The organism is Siculibacillus lacustris (genome assembly GCF_004328075.1).
Classification (GTDB): domain Bacteria; phylum Pseudomonadota; class Alphaproteobacteria; order Rhizobiales; family Ancalomicrobiaceae; genus Siculibacillus; species Siculibacillus lacustris.
Genome location: NZ_SJFN01000034.1, coordinates 38,915 through 48,647 on the forward strand (window position 1 = coordinate 38,915; position 9,733 = coordinate 48,647).

The window sequence follows — 9,733 nt, forward strand, 5'->3', positions numbered from 1 at the left end:
GCCCCTCAGCCGCGCGACCCGAGCCGCAGACCCGGGGCCGGACGCTCGCGCAGCACGTCGCGGCGGAAGCGGTAGAGCCCGGCCGGCCGGCCGCCGGTGGTCAGCGAGGTCTCGCCGGTCGCCTCGACCAGCGCCGTGGTCTCGACCAGCCGGCGGAAGTTCTGCTTGTGCAGATGCCGCCCTGAGATCGCCTCGACGGTGCGCTGCAGTTCGGTCAGGGTGAACACGTCGGGCATCAGCTCGAACACCACCGGCCGGTACTTGAGCTTGGCGCGCAGCCGCGAGATCGCGGTGGCCAGGATCCGGCGGTGGTCGAAGCGCATCGCCCGCCCCAGCGCCGGCAGCGCCGCCGCCGCGCCGCCGCGCCCGTCGCGCCGCGCCTCGTCGACCAGGCCCGCCTCGTAGAGCAGCTCGTAGCGCTCCAGCACCTTCTCCTCGTCCCACGGCCCGCCGTCGGCGCCGAAGAACAGGCGCAGCCGCTCGCTGCGGCCGATCGCCCGGGTCGGATCGGCGTCGTCGGGGGCCTCGGCGACCCAGGCGCGCATCGCCGGCAGCATCACCTCGTCGAGGATCGCCGGCCGGCCGCGCCGCCAGTCCTCCCAGGGAAAACGGTCGTACCACGGGCGGAAGGCCACCCCGGCCCGCGCCAGCGCGGCGTCGCCGATCGTCGCCGCCTCGCCGCCGCCGTCGCCGCGCCCGCCGACCCGGGTCAGCGCCAGATAGCCGACCGACACCACGTGCGGCCCGGCGTCGCCCGGCCGGGCGTGACGGCCGCGGTCGCCGAAGGTGTAGAGCTGCTCGACATAGCCGAGCTTCAGCGTCGTCTGCGCCTCGACCCAGGAGCGCAGGCCGATCTCCAGGGTGCGGTGGGCGAGCGGGTCGAACGGACCGAACGGCAGCGCCTCGGCGGCGCGGCGCCCCTCGCCGGCGTCGGGACTTTCGGAGGCCACCGACAGGATCAGCGGCACGTCGCCGCGCACCGCGACGATCGCCGCGTTGAGACCGATCTCCAGGCCACCGTCGTGGCGTGGAGCCTGTCCGGTCATCGCCGGGTCTCGGCGCGCGGCGCGGCCTCCGGCCGCAGCGGCAATTCGAACGGCCGCCCCTCGAAGGCATCGGCGCCGCGGCCGATCGCCGCCACCGCGGCGATCATCCGCCCGTCGCGCGCCATCAACTGGTCGGCGATGCGCACCAGCCGGGCGTTGGGCGTCGCCGACGGCGACTTCTCGCGCAGTTCCCGGGCGATGTGGGCCTCGTCGCGCGCCGGCATCAGCCGGCAGGCGGCGATGAACGCCCCGGCGGTCGAGCGCGAGATCCCCGCCCAGCAATGGATCACCATCGGCCGCGTCCGGTCCCAGGCGTCGACGAAGGCGAGGAAGCGCTCGACGTCGCTCTCGGCCGGCGGCTTCAAGCCGGCGATCTCCTCGACGATGTCGTTGAAGCCGAGCACCAGGTGGTCGGCTTCGCGGATCGACGGCGGCCGCACCACCGGGGTGCCTTCGTTGATCAGGGTGGCGAGATGGCTCGCCCCGGCCGCCTCGACGGTTTCGGCGAGGCGCGACAGGGAGCAGACGTGGAGGCTGGACATGGGCGCCGACGGGTTCGGGGGATGATCCCGCCAGATTAGAGCATCTCGCCGCCGCCGCCACCGCATTCGGCGTCGCTGCGCCGAACGTCGCAGGCGCTGCCGCGGGGGGGGCGCCTCAGGCGACCGTCGGATGGGCCGCCCGGTCGAGGCTGTGGAAGCGTTCGAGGAAGCGCGCCTGCGCCTCCGCCGTCGACCACGGCACCAGATCGAGCCGCTCGGGAAAGCCCCGCGGCCGCCCGAACAGCTTGACCGCCTCGTCTCTTGCGAAACCGGCGAGCTCGACCGCCTCGAAATAGGCCGAGACGTGGTCGGCGCGCTTGGTCAACTGGCGGATCTCGGCGGGCACCGTCGCCGGCAGGCCGAAGCGCAGGTGGATCGCCGCCTCGAGCCGCGATTCGACCGCCTTGTAGCCGCCGCCGACCACCGCCTTGAACGGCGAGATCATGTCGCCGATGACGTATTCGGGCGCGTCGTGGAGCAGCACCGTCAGCCGGTATTTCGGCGCCAGGGTCGGCTCCAGGCGCAGCGCCAGATCCTCGACCAGGACGCAGTGCTGGGCGACCGAGAAGGCGTGATCGCCGTGGGTCTGGCCATTCCACCGCGCCACCCGGGCGAGCCCGTGGGCGATGTCGACGATCTCGACGTCGAGCGGCGACGGGTCGAGCAGATCGAGGCGGCGTCCGGACAACATGCGCTGCCAGGCGCGGGGCGGAGCGGAGCGGGGCGGCATCGGGACGTCCTCGACGATCGGGAATCGCGCGTGGCGCGCTTCATTCACCTAACCCCGCCAGCCGCCGTCCGCCATCCTCCGGGCGCCGATCACTCTTCGACCGGCGCCGGCCAGCCGAAACCGGCGAAGGCGGGAATCGCCAGATCGAGGCGGATGCCGCCGCAGGTCACCGGTACACCGGCGTCGAGGGCCGCCCGCGCCCGATCGAGCCGCACCGCGGCGATCCCCCGGCCGGCGATCGACGAGCCGAGGGTGCCGATCCCCTTTTCCCCGGCCAACACGTCGCTGCCGGCCGTCGGTAATTCGGTGCCCGCGGGAATCGCCTCGGCCAGGACGAAGCGCTTGCGGGCGGTACCGCGATGCTTCATCCGCGACACCACTTCCTGGCCGACGAAGCAGCCCTTCTTGAAGTCGACGCCGCCGAGATCGTCCATGTCGACGTCGTGGGGAAAGAATTCGCCGAGGGTGAAGTCGACGCTGCTCTCCGGCACGCCGAGGGCGAGGCGGTGGCGATGCCAGGCCTCGAGCGCTGCGGTCGGCACCACTCCGGCGGCGGGCGCCGGGACGAGGACGTGGCGGCCGAGCGCCGCCAACCGCGGGTCGGTGAAGACGATCGCGCCGTCGGCGTCCGGATCGGGGGCCGGTCCCCAGGCGATGAACACCGCGAAGTCGTCCGACCGGTCGGCGAGCGTCACCTCGGCGCGCAGCCGGTAGAAGGTCAGGCGCTTGAGAAAGGCGGGGACCTGGGCGCGTTCGATCTCGACCAGGAAGCCGTCGTCCTGCCGGATCAGGAAGAAGTCGTAGAGCACCTTGCCCTGGGGGTTGAGCAATGCCGAGAACCGCGCCTCGCCCGGAGCCAGGGCCTTGACCGTGCCGGTGAAGATGCCGTGGAGGAACGCCTCGGCCTCGCGCCCGCCGATCGCCACCACGCCGCGATCGGGGCGCGCCGCCACGCCCGCGGCCGGTGGGCCGTTCGGATCCGTCGAAATGCTCATGACTGTCCCCCGTGACCCGATCGGTCCGACCCAGCTGACGAGATTTAGCGCACGCTTCAAATCGCGGCAATGACGACCGGAACGAGCAGGCGCTCAGCCGGACAGCGAGGACGCGCCGTGCGCCCTGCGACGCCGGTCAGTCGGCGAGTTTGAACCAGTGCCAGGTGCCGTCCGGGCCGATCCCGACGGTGTAGAACGTGTAGCGGCCGACGCTGCGCATCTCCTCGAGATCGGACGAGGTGACGATCTTGTAGAGCTCGACCACCCGTCCCGGCGGCAGATCGTCGAGCGGCAGGGCGGCGAAGGACGGCCACACGTACATTTCCTGCGGCGTCCCGGGATTGAGTCGAACCCAGCTCGCCTCCAGCACGTCGGTGAGAATCGCCAGGAGCTCGAGCCCCTTGCCGTCGCCCGACTGCGACTTGATGTAGTCGATCGGGTCGCCGATCTCGTTGATCGAGAAGATCGGCGGCATCTCGTTCGACTGGATCACCTTGCGCAGACGCTCGAGGTCGCCCGAATAGGCGGTCTCGAGCAGCCGTTTGCGCATCGCGGCGACCGGCGGCGGCAGGGCCTCGGTGCCGGTCTGGACCTCGGGCCGCGGCCCGGCCGGGGCCGCCGGAGCGCTCGGAGCGGGCGCCGGGGCGGTGCCGTGCGGGATCTCGACGGCCGGCGTGGGAGCCTTGGGGTCGACCACGATGCGTTCGGTGCCGACCTTCTTGGAGGCCGGCGGATCGTCGGCGCCGGTCGCGCCGCTCACCACCAGCATCACCGCCGCGGCATACGCGCTCGCACGAGCCAACCGCCCGAGGCGACCGACGGCTCTTGCCAACCGCCCGTCGCCGTGCCTATCGATCCGGTCGACGGCGGGATGAAGTCCGAACATCGCGAGCCCTCCGACGCCCCCGCGGGGCGCGTGCGGCGGCATCGTAGCGATGCGGCGCGCGGATGGAAGGGCCGATCGCGACGGGCGGACCGGCCCGATCGGACGGAAGAGGACGTGGGCGGTGGGTGGCATCTGGTTCCTGTTGATCGGCCTGGGGGTCGGCGTCGCCTTTTCGGCGCCGGTCGGGCCGGTCAACATCATGTGCATACAACGCTCGTTCCGCTCGGGCTTCGTCGGCGGTCTCGCCGCCGGCCTCGGCGCGGTCGCCGCCGACGGCTTCTTCGCGGCGGTCGCCGGTTTCGGCATCACCGCGGTGTCGAGCTTCTTCGAACTGCATTCGGGCTGGCTGCAGGGCATCGGCGGCGCCCTGCTCATTCTGTTCGGCCTGCGCACCGCGCGCGCCCGGCCGCACATCGAGATCGGCGAGGACGAACCGCGCTCGCCGCTGTCGATCGCCGTCACCACCTTCGGCATGACCGTCACCAACCCGGCCACGGTGCTGGGCTTCCTCGCCTTCTTCGGCTCGCTCGGCGATCTCGTGCCGGCCCGCGGCGATTGGCTCGCCGCCGGGCTGTTCGTGCTCGGCGTGGTCTGCGGCGGGTCGCTGTGGTGGCTCGCCGTGTCGACCCTGGTGGCGGCGCTGCGCGACCGCATGACCGACGTCATGCTGCGGCGGATCAACGTCGGCGCCGGGGCACTGCTGGCGCTGTTCGGGGCGGGGATGTTGGTGCGGACGCTGCTCGGCTGACCGCCGTCACTGCAGCCGGCGGTCGATGGTGAATTCGCCGGCCAGAATGCGATCGGCGAGCGCCTCGGTGAAGTCGGCCACCGCCACTTCGCCCCAGGTCGTGACCAGATCGGTCAGCACCGCGAACAGCGCCGCCTGCGTGACGATGTCGCGCTCGATGCCCTCGGCCTCGGCGTCGTCCATCGCATCGACGACCATCTCGAAGGCCGCGCGCTTCTTGTCGGCGATCGTCGTTTCGACGTCGCAGGTCGTCTCGTCGAGCATCGGTGATCTCGAAGGTCCCAGCCGCATCGCCTGATCCGGCATCATCCATCCCGACCGCATGGATAACACGAAGCGTCGGATGTGCCGCCAGACTCCTGGGGACAAACTTAACACCGGTTAAAAGATGTGAGGAATTGGTTAACGCCGAGGCGAGGATCGTCCTCACGTTTCGGTTGCGTCAGTGCACCCCCCACCGCGCCACCACGTCGCGCGACAGGCTCGCCCCTTCGGCGGTGTAGCGCGCCGCAAGGTCGCGCGCCGTGGCGCTGCACACCCGGTGGATCTCGGCGAGCCCGCGGTAGGACTGATTGAAGCGATCGACCAGACGCCGCCGCCGCTCCGGCGCCGGCTGTTCGGCGTCGAGCAGCACGGTCATCTGGTTGCGCCAGGTCTGGGCCTCGTCGGCCCCGCACAGCGGCCTGAGGTGATGGAGCGCACCGAGGATCTCGGCGAGACGCAGCAACTGGTCGTCGTAGGGCGCGGTCTCCGCCGCCCGGCTCGCTGCGACCAGAGGCGGGCCGCCGAACGACGTCGTCGCGAGCCCGGCCGCCAGCACGCCGGCCAAGGCCAGAGCTGCCCTCGTCACCCGTCTCGGCGACCGTCCTCGGCTCATCCGCCGCCCTCGTCCCTGTCGCCGGCGCCGCTGCCGGACGCCCCTTGCATAACCGATCCGACCGGCCCTTGGCCATCGTGGAGACGTCGGGCCACGCGGATGAACGGCAGCACCCCGGGCATCAGATCGAGGCGGGAGAGGTCCGCGTCGGTGACGAATCGCGCCTCGGCGGCGTCGTCACCGGCGACCGGCTCGCCGGCCACCCAGGCCGCGGCATGGACGATGAGATCGACGCCGAGGAGCCCGTCGTCGTCGCGCCGCAGGATCAGGCGCCGCCCGGAGACCCCGACGATCCGCGCGGTGACCCCGGTCTCCTCGAGCGTCTCGCGCAGCGCCGCGTCCCGCGCGCTCTCGCCCGCTTCGATACCGCCGCCGACCGGCGCCCACAGGCCGATCCCCGGCGCCTTGCCGCGCCGAATCATCAGCACCCGGTCGCCACGGAACACGCAGACGCTGACGCCGCGACGCAGACGCGATTCGGGGATGTCCATGGCATCGGTTCCGGCGGAGGCTCAGGGAAACAGTTCGTCGACCGCCGCCTGTTCGTCCGAGCCGCTGTCGGGCTGCGGCGAGAGCAGGTGCGGCGAGGCATTGACGATGCCGCTGGCCGCCGAGATCAGCGGCTTCAGCCGGTCCTTGACGAAGGAGCGGATGCGGAAGGCGATCTCCGGGTCGGTCGGATCGTGCTGCACGGCGAGGTCGATCGCCTCGGCCATGGCGCAGTCGAGATGGGTCACGGTGGCGTCGAACACCGCGCGGACTTCCGGATCGGCGGCGTGGAAGGCGGCGATCGCCAGATCGCGCTCGCGGAAGTGCGAGCCGCGGAAATAGTCGTCGTAGGCGACCGGCGCCCAGTCGGCGACCTCTTCGACGCAGTCGGGCATGTCGGGCACCAGCTCGAGCAGCATCACGACGTTGTTGAAGTGGTTGAGGTAGTCGGTGGCGAGCCGGGTCACCGGGTTGATGTTGGCGGCAGCGAGCGCCTCGGGCCGGAATCGGTCCGCCGATGCGTCGCTCCTTGCCCCCCTGGTCATCGTCGCCCCCGCGCGAAATCGCCTGATCGTGCGTTGATGTTGGGACCCGAGGCGTTACGATTTGCTTACGATGTATTCCGACCGCCCGTCCGGGTCGGTCGCGCGCCTCCGAGGATCGTCGAACGTGTGTGGACGCTTCGCCCTGACCGCCACGCCGGACGAGGTTCGCCGCCTGTTCGAGCACCTCGATCGGCCCGACTTTCCGCCCCGCGACGAGATCGCCCCGACCGAGCCGATCGGCGTGGTGCGCCGGCGCGAGGGCGTGCGCCGCTTCGATCTGGTGCGCTGGGGCTTCATCCCGTCCTGGGCGGCCGATCCCGGCGCCTTCGCCCTGGTGATCAACGCCCGCGCCGAGACCGCGACGGTCAAGCCGTCGTTCCGCGCCGCCATGCGCCACGGCCGCTGCCTGATCCCGGCCACCGCCTGGTGGGAATGGCGCCGCGACCCCGACGGTCGCCGCCGCCCGTTCCGCATCGCCGCTGCCGACGGCGGTCTCCTCGCCTTCGCCGGACTGGTCGAGACCTGGGCCGGCGCCGACGGCTCGGAGATCGACACCGCGGCGATCCTCACCACCGCCGCCAACCCGGCGCTGGCCGTGATCCACGATCGCATGCCGGCGATCCTGCCGCCGGCCGATTTCGCCGCCTGGCTCGACACGGGCAATGTCGACGCCGCGGCGGCCGCCCGTCTGTTGCGCCCCGCCCCCGAGGCCGGGCTGGTCGCGGTGGCGACGCCGACCGCCGCCGATCGCCGCCGCGCCGAGCGCGCCGCCGCCCCGCGCGCGCCCGCCGCCCCCCGTCGCACCGCCTCCGACGACCAACTCGACCTGTTCTGAGCCGCCGGGCAGCCGCCCTGCGCCCCGCCGCGACCCTTGGTGCTTGCGAGGGCGGCGCCCGCCGTGTCATAGAACCCGCCGATCAGAAACCATGCGAAGGGTAGACGAGATGGCCGATACGAAGGGTCTGATGGCCGGCAAGCGGGGTCTCGTCATGGGCGTGGCCAACAACCGGTCGATCGCCTGGGGCATCGCCAAGGCCGTCCACGACGCCGGCGCCGAGATCGCGCTGACCTACCAGGGCGACGCGCTGAAGAAGCGGGTCGAGCCGCTCGCCGCCGATCTCGGCGGGATCGTCGTCGGCCACTGCGACGTCACCGACGCCGCCTCGATCGACGCGGTGTTCGCCGAAGTCGAGCGCGTGTGGGGCAAGATCGACTTCCTGGTCCACGCCATCGCCTTCTCCGACAAGGATCAGTTGACCGGCCGCTACGTCGACACCACCCCGGACAACTTCGAAAAGACCATGAACATCTCGGTCTACAGCCTCGCCGCGGTGACCCAGCGCGCCGAGAAGCTGATGACCGACGGCGGTTCGATCCTGACGCTGACCTATTACGGCGCCGAGAAGGTGATGCCCAACTACAACGTCATGGGCGTCGCCAAGGCGGCGCTCGAGGCGTCGGTGCAGTATCTGGCGGTCGACCTGGGCGGCAAGAACATCCGCGTCAACGCGATTTCCGCCGGCCCGATCAAGACGCTGGCGGCTTCCGGCATCGGCGACTTCCGCTACATCCTGCGCTGGAACGAATACAACGCCCCCCTGAAGCGCACCGTGACCATCGAAGAGGTCGGCGATTCGGCGCTCTATCTCCTGTCGGACCTGTCGCGCGGCGTCACCGGCGAGATCCTCCACGTCGATTCCGGCTACCACGTCGTCGGCATGAAGGCCGTCGACGCGCCGGACATTTCGGTGGTCAAGGACTGAGCGAACTGTCCTCATTGCGACGCGTCTGAAAGCGCCACCCGAGCGGGGGGTGTATTTTGCTACTGTGACAGGGCGTCTCAATTCGGTGCAAAGTCATTTCGGGACGGATCATTTTTGACCTCTCTTTGCTGACTTTGTGCGGATAGTGCCGATCTATATATCAAGTGCTGCTTGCTCGGTTGGCGCGGCCAGTTGTGTAACATGCGGAATTATATGAAGTTTTATGATTCATTTGCGTCCGATGTCGTGAATGTTCATGATTTGTTCCGAACGTTAATGACCCTTAACTATTTTTTATGGGGGCGTGGGTATGATTCGGTCACCAATGTATGGGGTGACCGCGATGAAACTGCCGCCGCCTAAAGAGCCGAGGAGCGATCCGGATCCATTCCTACGGATGGAAATCGAGCGACCATTGCCGAATGGTGGACGATTTCTCGTGATTTCGTCGGTGCGACAACGAACGGCGATTCTAATTTTGGCGATTATTGGAGAGTGGGTCCTCGGTGGACCCGTTTTGAGAAACGCTGCAGGCGGTCTTTTCGCGACGTTTCAGCACCTCATACCGTGATCATGTGGGGAGCGCTGATGTTTATATCCGCGCCGTGCGCGAAATCGAACCGAAGTGGCGGCCGCGGGCCTACCTCTACGAAGGGGTCAAAGAGGAGGTCGATGTGTCGGCCGCCGACCCCGGTTGATCACAGGTAATTTCAAGGTTCATTACAAATGGCTGCCAGAAGACTGAGCAAGATATTCGGCGAAACGGTCGATGAATATCTTCCGCGGATGAAGTTCCGGATCGAGGAAGACGACATCGGAACCAGTCTCGGTATGGTGGTGGACACCGGGCGCAGCGAATTTTCTGGTCGTGTCCCATGAAGTGGTGTAGCTGACGAGAACGGTGGTCATCGGCGGTGCGGCGGTATGGTCGGAGTTGCGAGAACCAACCCGACCGAGGAGCCACCGATGACCGACATGATGATGAGCCTACGGACGCTCGTGGAGAAGAGCGCCGACGCCGATGTTTTGCGCGAGATGATCGGCTTCGCCGCGGAGCGCCTGATGGAGCTGGAGATCGGCGCCCACACCGGTGCCGAATGGGGCGAGAAGAG

General features: G+C 69.5%; 13 protein-coding genes and 1 pseudogene. 5 read left to right on the forward strand and 9 right to left on the reverse strand.

The window, feature by feature from the left end:
- Positions 1–5: 5 nt before the first annotated feature.
- The 5 genes from EYW49_RS18445 to EYW49_RS18465 form a co-directional block, all read right to left on the reverse strand.
- Positions 6–1,046, reverse strand: coding sequence for an NUDIX hydrolase (locus tag EYW49_RS18445; protein WP_131311103.1), 1,041 nt, complete (start codon positions 1,044–1,046; stop codon positions 6–8).
- Positions 1,043–1,588: a tyrosine phosphatase family protein gene (locus EYW49_RS18450; RefSeq protein ID WP_131311104.1), complete on the reverse strand. Its 546-nt coding sequence runs from the start codon at positions 1,586–1,588 to the stop codon at positions 1,043–1,045. The genes EYW49_RS18445 and EYW49_RS18450 overlap by 4 nt, the downstream gene beginning before the upstream one ends.
- A gap of 115 nt (positions 1,589–1,703) precedes the next feature.
- Positions 1,704–2,318: an HD domain-containing protein gene (locus EYW49_RS18455; RefSeq protein ID WP_131311105.1), complete on the reverse strand. Its 615-nt coding sequence runs from the start codon at positions 2,316–2,318 to the stop codon at positions 1,704–1,706.
- Between the two features lie 89 nt (positions 2,319–2,407).
- Positions 2,408–3,313 carry a CAF17-like 4Fe-4S cluster assembly/insertion protein YgfZ gene (gene ygfZ, locus EYW49_RS18460; RefSeq protein WP_131311106.1) on the reverse strand — a complete coding sequence of 302 codons (906 nt, stop codon included), beginning with the start codon at positions 3,311–3,313 and terminating at the stop codon, positions 2,408–2,410.
- A gap of 136 nt (positions 3,314–3,449) precedes the next feature.
- Positions 3,450–4,199, reverse strand: a complete 750-nt coding sequence (locus EYW49_RS18465; RefSeq protein ID WP_131311107.1) for a hypothetical protein — start codon at positions 4,197–4,199, stop codon at positions 3,450–3,452.
- A 121-nt stretch (positions 4,200–4,320) separates the two neighbouring features.
- Here EYW49_RS18465 and EYW49_RS18470 point away from each other — a divergent pair, with 121 nt between their 5' ends.
- The gene (locus EYW49_RS18470) at positions 4,321–4,947 is read left to right on the forward strand and encodes a LysE family translocator (protein WP_165498329.1); all 627 of its coding nucleotides are present in this window, start codon (positions 4,321–4,323) and stop codon (positions 4,945–4,947) included.
- A 6-nt stretch (positions 4,948–4,953) separates the two neighbouring features.
- Here the strand turns inward: EYW49_RS18470 and EYW49_RS18475 are convergent, their stop codons facing one another.
- From EYW49_RS18475 to EYW49_RS18490, 4 genes are all read right to left on the reverse strand, one after another.
- Positions 4,954–5,211 (reverse strand): hypothetical protein, encoded by a 258-nt coding sequence (locus EYW49_RS18475; RefSeq protein WP_131311109.1) that lies wholly within the window; start codon positions 5,209–5,211, stop codon positions 4,954–4,956.
- 178 nt (positions 5,212–5,389) lie between these two features.
- Complete coding sequence (locus EYW49_RS18480; protein ID WP_228259675.1) at positions 5,390–5,797, reverse strand: TIGR02301 family protein; 408 nt, start codon at positions 5,795–5,797, stop codon at positions 5,390–5,392.
- 23 nt (positions 5,798–5,820) lie between these two features.
- The gene (locus EYW49_RS18485; RefSeq protein WP_131311111.1) at positions 5,821–6,315 is read right to left on the reverse strand and encodes an NUDIX hydrolase; all 495 of its coding nucleotides are present in this window, start codon (positions 6,313–6,315) and stop codon (positions 5,821–5,823) included.
- Positions 6,316–6,336: 21 nt separating this feature from the next.
- Positions 6,337–6,858: a hypothetical protein gene (locus tag EYW49_RS18490; protein ID WP_131311112.1), complete on the reverse strand. Its 522-nt coding sequence runs from the start codon at positions 6,856–6,858 to the stop codon at positions 6,337–6,339.
- A gap of 124 nt (positions 6,859–6,982) precedes the next feature.
- Between EYW49_RS18490 and EYW49_RS18495 the strand changes: the two genes are divergently transcribed.
- From EYW49_RS18495 to EYW49_RS18505, 4 genes and pseudogenes are all read left to right on the forward strand, one after another.
- Entirely contained in the window at positions 6,983–7,693 is a 711-nt protein-coding gene (locus tag EYW49_RS18495; protein WP_131311113.1) for an SOS response-associated peptidase, read from the forward strand.
- Between the two features lie 109 nt (positions 7,694–7,802).
- Positions 7,803–8,621 (forward strand): enoyl-ACP reductase FabI, encoded by an 819-nt coding sequence (gene fabI, locus EYW49_RS18500; protein WP_131311114.1) that lies wholly within the window; start codon positions 7,803–7,805, stop codon positions 8,619–8,621.
- 726 nt (positions 8,622–9,347) lie between these two features.
- Positions 9,348–9,500, forward strand: coding sequence for a hypothetical protein (locus EYW49_RS23085; RefSeq protein ID WP_165498330.1), 153 nt, complete (start codon positions 9,348–9,350; stop codon positions 9,498–9,500).
- An 87-nt stretch (positions 9,501–9,587) separates the two neighbouring features.
- Positions 9,588–9,733, forward strand: a pseudogene (locus EYW49_RS18505) (IS256 family transposase); the annotation flags it as partial.

Bases quoted from the DNA above. Each gene is read 5' to 3' on its own strand.
- EYW49_RS23085 (WP_165498330.1), top strand. From the start codon at position 9,348: ATGGCTGCCAGAAGACTGAGCAAGATATTCGGCGAAACGGTCGATGAA.
- EYW49_RS18475 (WP_131311109.1), bottom strand. From the start codon at position 5,211: ATGCTCGACGAGACGACCTGCGACGTCGAAACGACGATCGCCGACAAG.
- EYW49_RS18485 (WP_131311111.1), bottom strand. From the start codon at position 6,315: ATGGACATCCCCGAATCGCGTCTGCGTCGCGGCGTCAGCGTCTGCGTG.
- EYW49_RS18490 (WP_131311112.1), bottom strand. From the start codon at position 6,858: ATGACCAGGGGGGCAAGGAGCGACGCATCGGCGGACCGATTCCGGCCC.
- EYW49_RS18465 (WP_131311107.1), bottom strand. From the start codon at position 4,199: ATGTTCGGACTTCATCCCGCCGTCGACCGGATCGATAGGCACGGCGAC.
- EYW49_RS18450 (WP_131311104.1), bottom strand. From the start codon at position 1,588: ATGTCCAGCCTCCACGTCTGCTCCCTGTCGCGCCTCGCCGAAACCGTC.
- EYW49_RS18455 (WP_131311105.1), bottom strand. From the start codon at position 2,318: ATGCCGCCCCGCTCCGCTCCGCCCCGCGCCTGGCAGCGCATGTTGTCC.
- ygfZ (WP_131311106.1), bottom strand. From the start codon at position 3,313: ATGAGCATTTCGACGGATCCGAACGGCCCACCGGCCGCGGGCGTGGCG.
- EYW49_RS18445 (WP_131311103.1), bottom strand. From the start codon at position 1,046: ATGACCGGACAGGCTCCACGCCACGACGGTGGCCTGGAGATCGGTCTC.
- fabI (WP_131311114.1), top strand. From the start codon at position 7,803: ATGGCCGATACGAAGGGTCTGATGGCCGGCAAGCGGGGTCTCGTCATG.